The following is a 16,129-nucleotide window of genomic DNA, read 5'->3' on the forward strand; positions in this document are numbered from 1 at the left end:
GACACCCTTCGCGCCGCTCCGTCCACGTCCCCGAGGAATTGACGACCAGAGGACGGAGCTGATGGCTCGTCGCTGCCTACTGGATGGGCGGTGGCCCCGGAACACCGGGCCACCGCCCATCAACACTCACGACCACAAAAGTCGTTCTTCCCCGCGAAGTTGGGCGCAGCCTCGCCGCATCCCAGGTCAACAGCAACGCACCCCTCCGCCCGTCCCCAGCGCAGGCCTTTACTAGGGTTCAAGGACAGTCGAAGGGTTAACGATGCCGGACACATCCTCGCCACTGTGGTGGCTCTTCGCAGCGCTCAGCGCGGCCCTCTTCCTCGCCCTGTACTTCCCGGCCATGGTCAACGGGCGCCAGAAGGCCTTCATGGCATGCGGCCCGGTAGTGGGACTCCTGGTAGCCCTCGCCTACAGCTCCGTCTACGACTGGTCCCCGGCCGAACTGCTTCCCGTCTACTGCGGCATATGCCTGGCCCTGGCCCTGGGCCTCGTGGGCCATCAGAAGGCGATGCGCACGTTCATGACCTGGAGGCAGGAGAACCCCGGCAAGCCCGACGACGAAGGACCGGATGGCCCCTGGGTCCTCCAGATGGCCTTCACCATCCCCGTCTTTCTCGGCGCCGCGTTCTGGTACATCGGCAACTACTGAGCTTGATCGCCCGGCTCGTCCCGAGGAAGCCGGACGCGTCGGACAGCCGCGCCTGACGGCCAGTCTCTTGAGAGACGGAACCGGCCGTGACGCCCCGTCGGCCTGAACGGGCCGCACCGCGCCCGCCGCGGCCACGTACCTGTGGGTCCAGCAGAACATCGGCCGTAGACGCTTGATCCCCGCGATCCGCTCGAGACGGGCTTACGTCCCAGAGGCGTTCGGCAGAGTGGATCCTGCCGCGGCGAGGGGTGTATCGGAGCCGAGACGGCCGGCGGTCCCGTGAGCCCGCGCACTACTGCCCGTACGCGCGTGGCCAGTTCGGCGGGGACGGGGCCGTAGCTGAGGTTGGCGGCTGACTTCTGTGCCTCCTTGCTGATGACGTAGTCGAGGAAGGAGCGCAGTACTGGGAGTTGCTGCGGTTTGTTGCCCTTGGTGCAGACGAGGGCGTAGCCGATCTCGACCATGGGGTAGGCGCCGGTGGCTTTGGTGGCGGGGTTCAGTTCTACCCGAGCGATGGCGGTCTCGGACCGGACCGTGTGGTGGTGCACGCCCAGAGCTCCTGCGAGCGAACCGCTGTGCCGACGGCCGCCCGGCGGATCCGTACCGGCCTCAGGACATGCTGCCCCGGCACACCGTCCCCGCGGCCGGGGTGCGGCCCGTGCGGAGGTAGGTGTCAACCGCCTTTGTGACGCAGCGGTTGTGCGGGTATGTGCCGTGGCCCTCCTCCTCGGCCGTCAGGAGCACGCCGACACCGTCGCCCAGGGCGCGGGCCATGCGGCGGGCTCCGGGATATGGGGTAGTCGGGTCGCCGGTGCCGCCGACCACCAGGACGGGGGCCGCGTCGTCGGCGTTCACCTGGGGCGTGGCGCGCTCGCCGTCGAACGGCCAGTCGTAACAGAGGTAGACGCCGGTGGACCAGGCCGCGCCGAAGACAGGTGAGGCGGCTTTGACCCGGGCCTCGTCCCTGTCGAGGCGTTCGGAGCCAGGGCGCAGGCTGGAGTCCGCGCAGGTGATCGCGGTTCGGGCGACGCGGCTGTTGTCGGGCGGGGCCGGCGCGCGGTCGGCGGAGCCGATGTCGTCCTCGCCCTTGCTCAGCGGACCGCCGTCGTTGTGGTCGATCAGCGCGGTGAGGGCCTTGGCGAGCGGCGCCCAGCCGTCTGTGCCGAGGTCGAGATGGTCGCTGACGATGTACGCAAGGTCGTCGGCGTCGAGGTTCCTTCCGCCGCCGGCCGGGGCGGGCTTTTCCTCCAGGCGGTCGGCCAGGCGCGCCATGCGTCGCGCGGCCTCCTCGGGCCCATCTCCGGTCGGGCAGTGGCGGATACGGGCCGCGCAGTGCACAGCGAACCGGTCGAACGCCGCCTGGACCGCCTTGACCTGCGACACCTGTTCCTCGTTGAGGTCCTCGGTCGGATCGACGGGCGCTTCGAGGACGAGCCGTCCGACGTGCGACGGGTACAGGTGGGCGTAGACCGCGCCGAGCGTCGTTCCGTACGAGACGCCGAAGTAGTGCAGCCGCTCGTCGCCGAGGAGGTAGCGCATCAGGTCGAGGTCGCGCGCGGTGTGCGAGGTGCCGATGTACGGGAGGAGCGCCCCGGAGTGCTCAGCGCAGGCGTCGGCCCCCTCGTAGCCGGTGTCGTCCGCGGTCTTCCCGCAGCGCACGGGGATGGTCGCGCCAACGCCGCGCGGGTCGAAGGAGACCAGGTCGTAGCGGTCGAGGAGCGGCTCGTAGTGGTTGAGGTATTCGGGCAATCCGCTCATGCCGGACTCGCCGGGGCCGCCGAAGTTGAGGACGAGTGAGCCGATGCGCCGGGCGTTGGGGCCGGTGGCCTTGCGGCGGATCAGGGCGACGTCGATCGTCCTGCCGTCTGGTTTCCGGTAGTCGAGGGGGGTCTTCATGGTGGCGCAGTCGTAGCCCGTGCGCGCGGTGGGCGGCGAGGTGCAGCGGGACCAGCGGAGGTGCTGGCCGGTGGTGAGCGCGGTGGGCAGACCGGTGGGCGGGTTGTTCGCGGTGAACTCCGTACGCGGCTCCGCACTCCGGCCGGGAACGTCGTGGCCGGGAGCGTCGCGCTGAAACCAGGCGCCGACGGCCCCGATCGCGGCGAGGACGACCACGGCGAGGATCCGCACACCGACCGAGAGGCCCGGTCTGCGGCTTCGTATCGGATGTGCGTCACTCATCGAAATCCCCGCGCTCCCGCCCCTGGACGCCCGCCCCGTGCCCGCATGCCCGTGTCCGTGATCGTCCGATCGTCGAATGAGTGCAGAGTACAAGCCGTTTCTGACAGCAGCTCAGCTCCTGCCGTCACGGATCCCCAACCCGGAGAACGTATGCGGTCACAGCACCAACCACTGACATCGAACGGGCGCATGGGACGACCGAGGAGCTGTTCCCCAACGTCTATGTTCCCAGCACCAAGGGAAACACCGGGTTGCTCAACCTCGGCAACGGGTCACAGCAAGTTCGCGCACTCGGGAGCCGACATGAGTTGTCCCGGAGTGCGCGGCGAGCGGCGCGGCGATGCAGGACGAGCGGACGGCGCACGACGAGCGGTGGAACGCTCGTCGCGACGGCCCGTCAGTTCTTCGGCCCGTCGGCGCCTTGGCGCAGAGGTACGGACGTGCGAGCAGCAGGCCGGTGCCTCCTGGACCCTCCCCGTCCACGGCGAGGCCCGGCTGCTCTGGCGCGAGGTGGCCCTGCTCGTGCCGACGACACTGACTCCGCTGTCGACGAAGCGGACGGACGCGGCGATGAAGAAGGCGTTGACTGAGCGTCAAGTGGTGCGAGCGCGGGGCCCGTTCCCGCCACTGATGGGGGTGGCGCTACTCGTGCTCCCAGTGGCGGGCGCGGCTGCGGCCCGGTGGGCCTACGCCACGCTGCTCGCCCGGCGGGCCGCAGCGGCTGACTTGCTGCGGTGTCGGCGGACCGCCTTGCCGCGGAACGGGCTGTCGATGAAGACGACGTGGTGGCGCCAGACGCCGAAGAGCTCGGCCTGGGGGCTGTGCGCGGCCTCGCCGCAACACAGCCCGTCCGCATCGTCCACGCCCTGGCTCCGGTCGGCTTTCAAGCGCCGGCAGGTCGACGGTGCAGAGGGGACTGCGCTCCGAAGAGAAGATCTTGAGGTTCGCGCGATGAGTTCCGAAAGGGACGCCGGTATGTACTCACGGGCCCCTTCGGTCCCGACCAAGTGCAATGACTGGAGAGAACGATGTCCGACAACCGCGCGAACGACACGGCCGCGATCACTGCCGTCCTTGAAAGCCTCTACAAGGCATGGGACGCCGGCGACGCCGACGCCTTCGTCGCCGACTACACGCAGGATGCCACCGCGATCATGCCCGGCTCCTACCGCGCCTCCCGCGAGGAGGTTCGGCAGGGCATGGCGGCAGGGTTCGCCTCCTTCCTGAAGGGCACCACGACGACCAACCGCCAGCTGGGGATCCGGTTCCTGGGTCGAAACGGCGCGATCGTCGTGAGCGAGTCCGGCATCCTCTTCCCCGGTGATTCCGAGGTCCCCGCCGACCGGATCGTGTACGCGACCTGGGTGTTGGAGAAGCGCGATGATGCGTGGCTGATCGCCGCCTACCACAACAGCCCGGCCACGTCGGCCAGCTGATTCAGAGTCAGTCCTGCCCGGGTCCGCTCGCACCTGTCGGGCGGACCCGCGCCGACAGGTGCGGGCGGATCAGCCGTCGATCTTCTGCGCCAAGCCGAAGGCGGCGAACACGTCGGCGTCCTGGAAGACCGAGACACGGCTGATGCCGCCGGCCGTGACCGTGAACACCTGCAGGGTGTGCAGCTCGAACACGCCGGCGTCCCCGCGCTGATAGGCGGCGAAGCCGGCCTGCCCGTTGGCCCGCACCGGCAGCAACCGCCAAGCCTTGCCGGCCTTGGCGAACACCCAGCCCATAAAGCTCGCGTAGTTCTCCCGGCCGGTGAACCAGTTGACCATGGGCGGCATCTCCATGAGGACGTCCTCGGTCACCACCTGCAGCAACCCTTGGATGTCCGCCCGGACGAAGGCCGCCATGTACCGGTCCACCCACGACCGCTGCTCTGCGTCGGAAGGCTCAGCGACCTGCTCCTGCAGCACTCCCGCGGCCCGGATCCGGCCGCGAGCCCGCTGCAGCGAGCTGTTCACGGCCGCGACCGAGGTCTCCAGGATGTCCGCTGCCTCCGCCGCCGGGTAGTCGAGCACGTCGCGCAGGATCAGGACGGCGCGCTCTCTTGGTGACAGCAACTGCAGTGCTGCGACGAAGGCCAGCCGCAGGCTGCCCCTGTCGATCGCCGCGGTGGCCGGGGTGCCCAGGCCGAGCAGGCTGTCCGGGAGCGGCTGCAACCAGGTTGCCTCCCCGCCGTGGACGAACGGGCGCAGCGGTTCGCTCTCGGTGACCAGACCCGAGGGCATGGGGCGGCGGCCGAGCCCGTCCAGCGCGGTCAGACACGCATTCGTGGCGATCCGGTACAGCCAGGTCCGCAGGGAGGCACGCGACGGGTCGTAACGGTCCCGCGCGCGCCACGCCCGCAGACACGTCTCCTGCACAAGTTCCTCGGCGTCGTGGACCGAGCCGAGCATCCGGTAGCAGTGCGCCAGCAGCTCCGGCCGGTACCGCTGCACCAAGGCCTCGAAGTCCCCCGTCGACGTCATCCCCGCGCTGCCGCCCTTCCGGTCCACTCATCCGCCCCTACGGTAGCCGCCTCACGGGGCCGGTTGGCCGGTTGCAGCCGGTCTGCTGCCGGGAACATCGGTCGCGGCGCTGTGCTCTCGCCGCGTCCTGCGCGGAGCAGGCGGGTACGTGAGGAACCGAGCGCTTCCACGCCGTCCACGAGCACCCGCGCCTCTACCCACCCCGACCAGCAGGATTACGACCTCACCGCTTGATCGCGAGATTCACTCGAAACGAACCGCACCCAAAGACGATTGATCCCTGCGATCGGGCTCGGGACGGGTCCCTGGTCGGATACGTACCGTCGGGACCATGACTGCGTGGCTCGGGCTGCTGTTGCGGGGCGTCGGGCGTCTGCTGGTGGGGGTCGGTGGCCTCGGTGTTCTGCTCGGTTTGCTGTTGCTGCTCGAGGCGCCGTGGCTGGACGGTGTCAGCCTCGCCGGTTTGAGTGCGATCGTCGGGGGTGTGGGGTGGGTGGCGCTTCGGGGTGGGCGGCGCCTCGGGACGACGCCTCAGTCCCTCGGCCAGGCCGGAGAGTGGATCACGCTCCACGGGCTTCACGCTCGGCGCCCTTCACCAGGGCCCCGACCGCCCCGCCGCCGGGAAGTCCCAGGACCGCCCCCGCGAGGGCGACCTCAACGACGACGGCCGCCTCGATGTGGTCGCCGCCTCCGGCAACCGCCGCGCCGAGGACGGCTCCGCGACCCGACGTACGACCGGTTTCTGGGTCTTCCCCCGGCTCCCCGGACGGTCTGGACACCGGCGCCTCATGGCACATCACGGAAGGGGACCTGGAGCTCGACTGACCGATCGAACCGGTCAGGAATCGAGAAGCCACGGCCGTCAAGCTGCCCATAGCGTGATGGCCATGGCAACCAACGCATCCCACACGTCCATCGCCTCCGTCACGCTCGAGGTGGCCGACCCGGCCGCCGCCAGCCGCTTCTACACCGCCTTCGGGGTCGACGCGTACATACGCCTGCGGGCGTCCGAGTCGCCCACCACTGGCTTCCGCGGCTTCACACTCGCGCTCACGGTGTCCGGGCCGGCCACCGTCGACGGCTTCCTCGGCGCCGCCGTGGATGCCGGAGCCACGGTGCTGAAGCCGGCCTCGAAGTCACTCTGGGGCTACGGCGGTGTCGTCCAGGCCCCGGACGGCACGATCTGGAAGGTCGCGACCTCGGCGAAGAAGGACACCGGCCCGGCCACCCGCGAGATCGACGAGCTCGTACTCCTGCTCGGCGTCGAGGACGTGAAGGCCAGCAAGCAGTTCTACGTCGACCAGGGCTTGACCGTGGCGAGGAGCTTCGGCGGCAAGTACGCCGAGTTCACCGCCGAGGCCGCAAGCCCCGTCAAGCTGGCGCTGTACAAGCGCCGCGGGCTGGCCAAGGACCTCGGCGTCCTCGCCGACGGCACCGGTTCCCACCGCATCGCCCTCGGCAGCACCGCCGCACCGTTCACCGACCCGGACGGATTCGCCTGGGAGACTGCCGCGCCGGTCGCCGCCGCGGAGCCTGCGTCGTCCTGACCCCCGGCTCCGAACCTCGCCGAGTTCACGGGCGCGGCGGGCGCCGGACGCTTGGTCGTCGCAACCGTCGCTACCGCGGGCGGCGTGGTCAGCAGCATCGCCGGACTAGTAGAAACGCCCATGCTCACCGCACACTTCACGCTCACGCACTGGTGGATCGCCGCGATCGTTTCGGGCCTCGCCCTCGGAGTGGCGATGGCGTCCTTGGTCACGAACACCAGGCAAAAGCTGATCGCGGCGGCATCCGTCACGCTCGCCGCAGGGCTCTACATGGCCCTGCGTGGATCCGGCGACGGGGCGCGTCAAGCACTGCAGCTATTCATCTTGGGCACCTTGCCCCTGGCGATCCTGCGGCTCGTCTTCGCTGGGTACCTCAGGCGCCAGCTCGCCCTCCAGCACTCGGGTCAGCCGATGCAAGACATGACGGGCAAGCAAATGGCGATCTTCTTCGCGGCCTTTGTCGCCGTCGTGATCTGCATCGTCATTCTCTGACCTTGTCGTTAATCGCCTGCCGGGTCCTGCGGCGCATGGCATCCTTCGGCGGTGCGACTTACTGATCGAGTAGGCGGAATCGTCCTGCGGCCGCTCCGCTACCAGTTTCCCGTGGCCAGTGGTGACCGCTGGGACGACAACTGGCTCGTTGTTGAGGCCGAAGTCATCACTTCGGCGGCCAACTGGTCCTTCACGGACCCGTGTTTGCTGGTCGACGAGGCTCATGAGTTGTCCGCGTGGTTGCGTGCCGTCGCAGACGGGCGGAGGCCGGACGCGAAGCCGGACCCGGAAGGGCTCCTCGTCCCGGACCTTTCCTTCCTCGAACCGGACCTCGCCTTCAGCCAAGTCCGGTGGCACGACGGTACGGGAGTGTTGCGAGTCCACCTCTCGCTCGAGGCCGCGCCTCCGCGGCGGCGGCATGACGAGAACCTCGACCTCTATCAATACGTGGTCGAGATCGAGACCGACCGGGCCACGCTGATGCGGGCAGCGGAGGAATGGGACCAGCACCTTGCACAGTTTCCTCTGCGCTGAGGCTGGCTCGAACCGGCTCGGGACGGGTCCCCAGTCGGATACGTACCGTCAAGGACCATGACTGCGTGGCTGGGGCTGCTGTTGCGGGGCGTCGGGCTGCTGCTGGTGGGGGTCGGTGGCCTCGGTGTCCCGCTCGGTTTGCTGCTGTTGCTTGATGCACCGTGGCTGGACGGCGTCGGCCTCGCCGGGGTGAGTGCGATCGTCGCGGGTGTGGGGTGGGTGGCGCTGCGGGGTGGGCGGCGCCTTGGGGCGACGCCTCAGTCCCTCGTCCGGGCTGGAGAGTGGATCGAGTGGTCCCTCGTTCCGCCGCTGGCCGCGTTCGGGCTTCGGGCGGGGGTGGCTGCTCTGGGAGTGGGCTTGGTTCTGTTCGGGATGTTCGCTGGGCAGTCGCTGCCGTATCAATTGGTTGCGTTTGGTTTTGGCGGGCTCGTTCTCGCCGTCGCTGCCCTGTTGCTGGTCAGCGACATCCGGTCGCGCTGGGGAAGTCCGGCGTCGAGCAAGCCGGATGAGGACGACGCGGAGGACGGCGGGCGACCCGCAGGTCTGGAGTGGATACTGCTGGCGCTCTTCAACGCCGTGAGCTTGACCGTAATCGCAGCCGGGGTACTGGACCTGAGCCGCGGTGGCAGTGAGGACCTGCTGGTGACGGGCGTGTGCATCACCGTGGTGAGTGCGGTTCCTTCGATGGACCTGATCGCGCGCTGGCGGAGCAGCCGGTCAGCCGGTTCGTAGGTGGCGGATGAGGGCGGCGAGTCCAGTACCACTGGTTGTTATTACGGTGCCGGGCTCGTCGCTTTCGCGGAGCCGCAGGGCTCCTTGGGTGGCGGCGACCTCCAGGCAGTTGGGCGCCTCACCCTCACCGGAAAACGAGGACTTCTGCCATACGACGGCGTCTGTCATTTCGGGCCTTTCATACGTGCTGCGCGAGCTGGTGGAGAAAGTCCTTCGACTCTACGACTCCCAGTGCCGACTTCTGCACCTGCACGAACGCCCGCCGATACCTTTCCAACTGTGCTTCCGCATCCAGGCAGTTACCGCCGTGCGGGGTGTCCACCAGGACGGTGTCCAACTGCGGAACAGGACCGCCAAGGATCAACACAGCGCTGTTGAACGTGAAGCCGTCTCGGTCGAACGGCACCACACGTACGGTGACGTGCGGCCGTTCGGACTGCTCCAGGATGTGTAGGAGCTGTCGCCGCGCAACTCCGCGGTCAGCCCTGCGGATCCGCAGGGCCGCCTCATGGATCACCACCTCGCAAGGGAGGTCATCCCGGCCCAAGACCTCCTGCCGCCGCAGACGGAACCGCGTACGAGCCTCGCGCTGCTCCTCGGCCATGCCCCAACTCGGTTCGCTGTAGAGCGCTCGTACGTGCTCCTCGATTTGCAGCAATCCGGGGATGTGCACGATCTCGAACGACCTCAAGTGCGTTGAGTGGTGCTCCAGTTCAGCAAGATCCACGAACCCCCGTGGGACCAGGCCGCGATGCTCCTCCCACCAGCCGCGCACCCGCTCGGTCGCCATGACCTCCAGGGCGTCGACGAGCGGGGTGTCGCCCGCTCCGTAGTGGGTGGCCAGGAACCGTACGCGCTCCGCGCTCACCCCGACGCGACCTGCCTCCACATTGGACAGCTTGCCCTCGTTGATCCCCGTCGCACGGGCCGCCTCCCGAAGGCCCAGCCCCGCCCGCTCCCGGAGCTTGCGCAGCTCCTTGCCCAGGCGCTCCTGCCGAACGGTGATGACGCTCCTCGCAACCATCTGCCCCTCTTCTCCCGCAAGTTGAGGACACGATATTCGGGGACGAGCTTGACCCAGGTCAAGTTCGACCCCTACCTTCAGTGACGCGCCGCACACGCTGCGGAACGCCGGGACCACCGGAAGCGCACCGCCCCGCCCTGCCATGGCGGCCGCGGCAATGACACCGCCCGACACCGCCGCGCGCCTCATCCCCTCCACTTCCGCTCCACTTCCACCGCCACCCGCACCGGGAGACCCGTATGCCAAAACCCCTCTGGGAGTACACGCTCTACGTCCCCAACGACCCCCGAGCCGTCCCCATCAGCCGCCGTACCCTCCGCGACATCCTCACCACCCACCACCTCCCCACCCTCATCGAACCCGCCGAACTCCTCGCCTCCGAGCTGCTCTCCAACGCAATCCGGCACACCGAAGGGCCCGCCGCCCTCAAGATCAGACAGTCGGGCCCCTCGTTCCGCCTGGGCGCCTGGGACACGGACCCGACGCCCCCGGCGGCCACGCCCAACCCGAGCACGTCGGGCCACGGCCTGCGCATCGTGGACGCGTACGCCGACGACTGGGGCTGGTTCAAAGTCAACGGCTCCGGCGGCAAATACGTCTGGTGTGAACTGGGTACGAAGAGCAGGCCCGACTGAGGACGAGTGGGGGTGGGGGATGACGGGGGTACGCCGTGTGCTCCGGTACCTGGGCGGCGCGGGACTGCTGGTCACCGGCGGTGTGGCGACGAACCAGGTGCTGTCCGACGGCAAGTTCAGCTGGCATTTGGCTGTACGCGTCGTTCGGGGTGGCGGTCCTGAGCCTCCTCTACTCGGAAGTGTGGTCCGCGCACCTTCCGACAGGAACCAATCCGGGTGAAGCCACCGCACACGGCCGACGCAGGGTGTACCTGCGCCAACTACGCGCGAGCGTACGGGACATGGAGACCGTCGGTATCGCCACGCAGGGCGAGTTCGTGTTCCGGATGCGCCAGGTGTACGTGGATGTCAGCGTCGTCCCGCAGGCCCTGCACGCCGCCATCAGGGAGCCGTATCTCGGCTCGGTCCCCGGAGGGGGAGCGCGCCGGAGCCTGGCGTCGGTGCTGCGGGACGCCGACCGGAACGAAGCGTCCAAGGTCCTGGCCGTGATCGGCGGACCAGGCTCGGGCAAGACAACACTGGCCCGCAACACCGCCCTTGAACTGTGCGAACACCGTTGGCGGCCAGGGAGGCGGCGGCTGCCGGTACTGCTGTACTTGCGCGACCACGCCACGGAACTGCTGGCCGAGGAGGCACCGACACTGGGAGCGGTGGCGGTCTCGGCGGGATGGCTGGAGGGGAAGGTCTCGGCGCGCTGGCTGGACCGCAGACTCGATCGGGGTCGGTGTGTCGTCCTGCTGGACGGTCTGGACGAGGTCGCCGACCCCGCGGCGCGCGGCCGGGTGGTGGCCTGGGTCGGCCGCCAGATCCAGCGTCACCCGCGCAACATCTACGTGGTGACCTCACGCCCGCACGGCTACGAGTCGAATCCGCTGCCGAGGGCGGAAGTCCTCCAGGTCCGCAGGTTCACCGGGGAACAGATCGAACGGTTCCTGCGCCAGTGGTCGTACGCGACGGAGAGCCGGGCCCGGGCCGGGACTGGACGCGAGGTACGGGCGGCGGCGGACAGAAGCGCCGACGACCTGCTGGCCCGGCTGCGGAAACGGCCGGCGCTGTACGACCTGGCGGCCAACCCGCTGCTGCTGACGATGACGGCCAACGTCCACCGCTATCGCGGCCAACTCCCCGGCAGCCGCGCGGAGTTGTATGCGGAGATGTGCGATGTGCTACTGCACCGCCGCTCCGAGGCCCGTGGCCTGCGGGACGCCACCGGCCTGACCGGTCCCCACAAACAGCACGTCGTGCAGCACCTGGCGCTGGCCATGATGAAGGCCAAGGTCCGGGACTGGCCGGTACGCGACGCGACCAGGGCGATCCGCAGACCGCTGCGGCAGGTCCCCGGCAACGTAGATCCTGCGGTCTTCCTCGACGAGGCCCGCAAGAGCGGTCTGCTGGTCGAGCGCGAGCACGGTGTGTACGGTTTCGCTCACCTCACCTTGCAGGAGTACCTGGCCGCCGCCCAACTCAGCACCCCGCGCACGGACATCGGCGTACTGACCGGGAATGTCGACCACCCCTGGTGGCGCGAGACCATCCTGCTCTGGTCCGCCGCCAATGACGCCACGCCCGTCATCACGGCCTGCCTGGACAGCGGCACGGTCCCTGCCCTGGCCCTTGCCTTCGACTGTGCCGAACAGGCGAGGACGATCGACCCGGAGACCAGGGACCGCCTGGAGGCCTTGCTGACGTCTCCCGCATCCGGCCAGACCGTCGACCCGGACCGCCAATGCCTTCTGACTGGGATCACGGCCACCCGCATCCTGCGCGAGACCATCCAGCTGGACGACACCACAGCCCTCTGCGCGCGTCCCGTCCCTCGCACCCTGTACGACCTGTTCGTGAGCGAGGAGCGAGCAGCCGGCCGCCACCACCCCGTCCCTGACGGCACATCAAGGAACGGGGCCGATGAGCAGGTGGCCGTAGGCATGCAGATCGGAGACGCCGAACGCTTCGTCGACTGGCTGAACACCATCACTGGAACCGCCTTCTACCGGCTGCCCACACCGGAGGAACTCCGCGACCCCGCCGCCGCCATGGCCGCCGACCTGACCCGACACACCGTCTGGGCCCAGAACGGCACCAGCACCGTCCTCCATCAGCCGCCGGGAGTCTCCTGGCCGTACTCCTTCGACGATGGCGGCTGGCGTCCCGCCACCGCCACCGAGGACCTGGAGCAGCTCACCCTCTACCTGCGGCTTCTGAGCCTCCCAGCCCCACAGCGCGACCGGGCAAGGGACTGGACCAGCGTGCTCGCCACCGCCCTGTCCCGCGCCCCCGAACTACGTGGCTCCCCCGACTTCGCTCCGCTGGAACTCCCTGCCACCCTCGCCGTCTCCTTCGCCCTTGCTCGTGCTCTCGACACGGCCCGGGAGCTTGGCCGAACCCTGCGCAGCGCCGCCGCCCCCGTCTCAGTCCCACCAAACGCCCTCGCCCAGGCCTTCGCCCTCGCCAGCGCCCTCGACCCCGACTCCACCCTCGACCTCGACCTCGACCTCGCCCGCGCCCTCGCCCGCCACAGCGCCCATGTCTTCGCCCTCGGCCGCACCCCCGGCCCCGACCCCGACCTCACCCGCGCCCTCGACCTGGCCCGCACCCTCGACCTCGAACTGGACTTCGATCGGCTCTTCCGCGACACGGAAGCCCGCACCCGGGCCGAGGACCCCTACGCCGCAGTCCTCATCAATCCCTTGGGCTACGCCCTGGCCCGCGCTCTCGAACGCTCCCGTCGACTTGACCCCGGTCTCTCCGGCTACCTCGATCCGAACTCCGGCGACGCACTCGACCAAGCCCGTGGCCGGGCCCTCGGTCTGGATCTCAACCAGGCGCTCACCCGTTCCCGCGCCCTCGACCCCGAGCTGACCCATGTCCTCGACAGCGCGTTCGCCAACGCCCTCTCGTTCGACGTCGGCCTCGACTCCGGCTCCGGCATCGAATTCGAACCCGTCTTCGCTCTCGATCTGGCCACCGACCTCGTCCACGGCTCCCATGCCGAAGCGCTGAAGCTCGCGCTCACCGCCTTCCGCATCCTGTTCGCCACGTGGGAACCTGCGCCCACCCTCCGTACGGAGGGCGCTCTACTCGGCATCCTCGACGAACTCTTGACGCACGCGGTACCCGACTCCCTGCTGCTGGAGCGCACGTCAGAGGATCCGGCCACCAGCGTCAACCGGGCACGCGATCTCCTTCACGCAGCCCCCTCGGGAGCACCCGGATCCCTGACCGACCAGATCCGGGTGCTGGTGGACGACACCGCGGATTTCGTCACCGCGATACGCGACCGAGGGATCCCTTCCGACCGCCGCTCCCTGGCCGCCGCCCGCACAGCCCTACTCGCCGCAATCGCAGGCCTGCACCACCACACGACCCAGCCCGCCCAGGAAGCGATCCACGCCCTGCACCTGGCATGGCAGGACCTGACCACGCTCGACCATCGGGCCCCGGACTCGGGCGGACCGACCCGCAGCCAGATCCTCCTCCTCACCCGCACCCAGCCCTGACAGCCCAGCTGTGCCGGTGTTCACGGCAGCCGGTGCGCCGTACGGGCGCTCAGGTCGATGACGAACCGCCGCGTATCGATCCACGGCCCGCCCACCACGCGCGTAAGCAGCCGTACGCAGCGGTGTGCCCCGTCGCAGTCGGCGAGCTCGGCGCTGCCACTCCCCTCGTAGACCAGCCCTCGTACGCGCAACTGCGCGGGCGCCGCGAGCGGTCGGCCGGTGGCCGCCTGGAAGTCCAGTCGTACGACGTTCCCGAGCGGGCTCGCCAGCAGTACCTTCAGCGCCTCGCGTGACTCCTGGTCGGTGGGCGCGGGGTGGACTCCGGGCGCGGAGTCTGGCCGTACGACCTCTCCTGTTCCGGTTCCGGTGTCGGTCGTCGACGGGGAGGCGTTCGGCGAAGGGGCCGGAGTCGTGAGCGTGTGCGGTGCGGCTGCCCCTCCCGGCTCCGGGAAGCCGCCGTCCCCGGAGGCCTCCATCGGCAGCGTCACGGCGACCATCGCGGCCGTACCGGCGATCGCCAGTGCCGTACCGGCGAACAACCGGCGCAGGGCGATGCGCTGCAGCTCCTTCCCTCGTGGTTCTCTCGCTCGTTCATTCATGTGCTCCCCCGTGGTGCGGGCTCGGGCGTAGTACCGGATGTGAACGTCTCCGGTGCCTCAAGTCCAGCCGCCAGGAGGTTGTTAAGCAGGCCCCCTCCGTCACACCAAACAAAGTCGTGGGGCTACCCGCCCCAGTGGCTCACCCGGCCGCAGAGGCGAAGAATTGCCTACGTAAGCCGCAAACCGAACCAAGCCACGGAAGGTGGCGAGCACCATGGCTGAGCATCCGCACGCGGCACTGGTACGCAAGGGCTACGAGGCCTTTCAGCGCGGTGACATGGACACCCTGCGCGGGCTGATATCCGGGGACGCCGCGCACCACGTGCCGGGCGAGCACCCTCTGTCCGGCGACTTCAAGGGCCAGGACTCGATCATCGACATGTACCGTCGGCTCAACGAGGAGACGAACGGGACCATGCGCGTCGAACTGCGCAACGTCCTCGTCGACGGCCGGGGCCACGCGGTCACCCTGCACCGCTTCACGGCCGAGCGGGGCGGCAAGCAGCTCGACGAGAACGGTGGCCTCATCTTCCGGATCGTCGGGGACAAGATCACCGACATCGACGAATGCATCGAGGACATCGAGAGGAGCAATGCCTTCTGGTCGTGACGCCCACAGGACGCACGGCAGGAGCAAGAGCGGCCGCCGCGACAGCCACGTACCGCAAAACCCTGAGCCGACCCTGAGCAGCCACGGAAAATCGGCTGGACAACCCCCTAAGGGATGTCACAGCTCAGCGTCAAAGCCGGGTCCGTTCTCCCGGGCCCGGCGCACGGCTCTGTGAGACCAGGTACGTTCGAATCGTGGCTGGATTCAGGATCGGACGCGGCCGGGACAACCGCACCCAAGCAAGCCCGCAACAGCACGGGCGGCAGCAACCGTACGGACAGCAGGCGCCCCAGGGCCGCCCGTCGTACGGCTATCCGCCTGCGCAGCAGCCGTACCCGCCGCAGGCGCAGCAGTACGGCAACGGCGGACAGCAGTGGCCCCAGGCGAACGGCCACGGCGAGCCGGAGTACTTCGGTGACCACGATCACCACGCCCAGGGCCCGGACCCGTACGCGGCGAACAACCCGGGCCACACCCAGGCGTTCGGCGTCGGCGAGGACCCGTACAGCCAGGGCGGCACCTACCGCGCCGGCCAGGCGGCGCCCCCGGTGGGCCCGCGGCTGCACTGGAAGGAACTGCTGAGCGGCGTCATCATGCGCCCGAACCAGACGTTCCTGCAGATGCGCGACTACACGATGTGGGGCCCGGCCCTGATCGTGACGTTCCTGTACGGGCTGCTGGCGGTCTTCGGCTTCGACGGCGCGCGCGAGGACGCGATCAACGCGACGCTCTCCAACGCCGTCCCCATCGTCCTGACGACGGCGGTCGCGATCGTGCTCAGCGCCTTCATCCTGGGCGTGGTCACCCACACCCTCGCCCGCCAGCTCGGCGGCGACGGCGCCTGGCAGCCCACGGTCGGCCTCTCCATGCTGATCATGTCGCTCACGGACGCGCCCCGCCTGGTCGTGGCCCTCTTCATGGGCGGCGACGCGCCGTTCGTGCAGATGCTGGGCTGGGCTACCTGGCTGGGAGCCGCCGCCCTGTTCACGCTGATGGTCAAGAAGTCCCATGACCTGCCGTGGCCGAAGGCGCTGGGCGCCTCGGCGATCCAGCTGGTCGCACTGCTGTCGATCATCAAGCTCGGGACGTTCTGAGCCGACGTCGACACAGAGCCGGTACGACGGGCGCAGTACACGTACGCACGTGTGCTGCGCCTCGGCA

General features: G+C 69.2%; 17 protein-coding genes. 10 read left to right on the forward strand and 7 right to left on the reverse strand.

The features are described from left to right. The first annotated feature begins 262 nt into the window (after positions 1 to 262). Entirely contained in the window at positions 263 to 652 is a 390-nt protein-coding gene (locus ACQEVY_RS21525; RefSeq protein WP_432950910.1) for a hypothetical protein, read from the forward strand. Positions 653 to 1,261: 609 nt separating this feature from the next. Here the strand turns inward: ACQEVY_RS21525 and ACQEVY_RS21530 are convergent. Next, positions 1,262 to 2,830, reverse strand: coding sequence for an alpha/beta hydrolase (locus tag ACQEVY_RS21530; protein WP_432950912.1), 1,569 nt, complete (start codon positions 2,828 to 2,830; stop codon positions 1,262 to 1,264). Between the two features lie 686 nt (positions 2,831 to 3,516). Further along, positions 3,517 to 3,693 (reverse strand): hypothetical protein, encoded by a 177-nt coding sequence (locus tag ACQEVY_RS21535; protein ID WP_432950914.1) that lies wholly within the window; start codon positions 3,691 to 3,693, stop codon positions 3,517 to 3,519. A gap of 165 nt (positions 3,694 to 3,858) precedes the next feature. On the opposite strand from ACQEVY_RS21535, the gene ACQEVY_RS21540 reads away from it, so the two are divergent. Further along, positions 3,859 to 4,266 (forward strand): SgcJ/EcaC family oxidoreductase, encoded by a 408-nt coding sequence (locus tag ACQEVY_RS21540; RefSeq protein ID WP_432950916.1) that lies wholly within the window; start codon positions 3,859 to 3,861, stop codon positions 4,264 to 4,266. 69 nt (positions 4,267 to 4,335) lie between these two features. Here the strand turns inward: ACQEVY_RS21540 and ACQEVY_RS21545 are convergent, their stop codons facing one another. Together ACQEVY_RS21545 and ACQEVY_RS21550 are read right to left on the reverse strand one after the other, a co-directional pair. Then, entirely contained in the window at positions 4,336 to 5,325 is a 990-nt protein-coding gene (locus ACQEVY_RS21545) for a sigma-70 family RNA polymerase sigma factor (RefSeq protein WP_432950918.1), read from the reverse strand. A gap of 533 nt (positions 5,326 to 5,858) precedes the next feature. Continuing rightward, positions 5,859 to 6,077 carry a hypothetical protein gene (locus ACQEVY_RS21550; protein ID WP_432950920.1) on the reverse strand — a complete coding sequence of 73 codons (219 nt, stop codon included), beginning with the start codon at positions 6,075 to 6,077 and terminating at the stop codon, positions 5,859 to 5,861. Between the two features lie 108 nt (positions 6,078 to 6,185). Here ACQEVY_RS21550 and ACQEVY_RS21555 point away from each other — a divergent pair, with 108 nt between their 5' ends. The 4 genes from ACQEVY_RS21555 (at position 6,186) to ACQEVY_RS21570 (ending at position 8,603) form a co-directional block, all read left to right on the forward strand. Further along, a complete protein-coding gene (locus ACQEVY_RS21555) occupies positions 6,186 to 6,845 on the forward strand; it encodes a glyoxalase (protein WP_432950922.1) in 660 nt (219 codons plus the stop codon). An 84-nt stretch (positions 6,846 to 6,929) separates the two neighbouring features. Continuing rightward, positions 6,930 to 7,337: a hypothetical protein gene (locus tag ACQEVY_RS21560; RefSeq protein ID WP_432950924.1), complete on the forward strand. Its 408-nt coding sequence runs from the start codon at positions 6,930 to 6,932 to the stop codon at positions 7,335 to 7,337. 51 nt (positions 7,338 to 7,388) lie between these two features. Continuing rightward, positions 7,389 to 7,871 carry a WapI family immunity protein gene (locus ACQEVY_RS21565; RefSeq protein WP_432950926.1) on the forward strand — a complete coding sequence of 161 codons (483 nt, stop codon included), beginning with the start codon at positions 7,389 to 7,391 and terminating at the stop codon, positions 7,869 to 7,871. A gap of 57 nt (positions 7,872 to 7,928) precedes the next feature. After that, positions 7,929 to 8,603 (forward strand): hypothetical protein, encoded by a 675-nt coding sequence (locus ACQEVY_RS21570; RefSeq protein ID WP_432950928.1) that lies wholly within the window; start codon positions 7,929 to 7,931, stop codon positions 8,601 to 8,603. Here the strand turns inward: ACQEVY_RS21570 and ACQEVY_RS21575 are convergent. Together ACQEVY_RS21575 and ACQEVY_RS21580 are read right to left on the reverse strand one after the other, a co-directional pair. Continuing rightward, positions 8,589 to 8,771 carry a DUF397 domain-containing protein gene (locus tag ACQEVY_RS21575; protein WP_328770019.1) on the reverse strand — a complete coding sequence of 61 codons (183 nt, stop codon included), beginning with the start codon at positions 8,769 to 8,771 and terminating at the stop codon, positions 8,589 to 8,591. The two genes, ACQEVY_RS21570 and ACQEVY_RS21575, sit on opposite strands and share 15 nt — an antisense overlap. A 10-nt stretch (positions 8,772 to 8,781) precedes the next feature. Beyond that, positions 8,782 to 9,627, reverse strand: a complete 846-nt coding sequence (locus ACQEVY_RS21580) for a helix-turn-helix domain-containing protein (protein WP_432950930.1) — start codon at positions 9,625 to 9,627, stop codon at positions 8,782 to 8,784. Between the two features lie 239 nt (positions 9,628 to 9,866). Between ACQEVY_RS21580 and ACQEVY_RS21585 the strand changes: the two genes are divergently transcribed. Both ACQEVY_RS21585 and ACQEVY_RS21590 read left to right on the forward strand, forming a co-directional pair. After that, a complete protein-coding gene (locus ACQEVY_RS21585; protein ID WP_432950932.1) occupies positions 9,867 to 10,262 on the forward strand; it encodes an ATP-binding protein in 396 nt (131 codons plus the stop codon). A 281-nt stretch (positions 10,263 to 10,543) separates the two neighbouring features. Then, the gene (locus ACQEVY_RS21590) at positions 10,544 to 13,759 is read left to right on the forward strand and encodes an NACHT domain-containing protein (protein WP_432950934.1); all 3,216 of its coding nucleotides are present in this window, start codon (positions 10,544 to 10,546) and stop codon (positions 13,757 to 13,759) included. 20 nt (positions 13,760 to 13,779) lie between these two features. On the opposite strand, the gene ACQEVY_RS21595 is transcribed toward ACQEVY_RS21590, so the two are convergent. After that, on the reverse strand, positions 13,780 to 14,358 hold the full coding sequence (locus ACQEVY_RS21595) for a hypothetical protein (protein ID WP_432950936.1): 579 nt from the start codon (positions 14,356 to 14,358) through the stop codon (positions 13,780 to 13,782). Positions 14,359 to 14,572: 214 nt separating this feature from the next. Here ACQEVY_RS21595 and ACQEVY_RS21600 point away from each other — a divergent pair, with 214 nt between their 5' ends. Beyond that, a complete protein-coding gene (locus tag ACQEVY_RS21600) occupies positions 14,573 to 14,968 on the forward strand; it encodes a nuclear transport factor 2 family protein (protein ID WP_432950938.1) in 396 nt (131 codons plus the stop codon). A gap of 194 nt (positions 14,969 to 15,162) precedes the next feature. Continuing rightward, positions 15,163 to 16,062, forward strand: a complete 900-nt coding sequence (locus tag ACQEVY_RS21605) for a Yip1 family protein (RefSeq protein WP_432950940.1) — start codon at positions 15,163 to 15,165, stop codon at positions 16,060 to 16,062. The last annotated feature ends 67 nt before the right edge of the window (positions 16,063 to 16,129 follow it).

The organism is Streptomyces sp. CA-288835 (genome assembly GCF_050936385.1).
GTDB lineage: Bacteria > Actinomycetota > Actinomycetes > Streptomycetales > Streptomycetaceae > Streptomyces.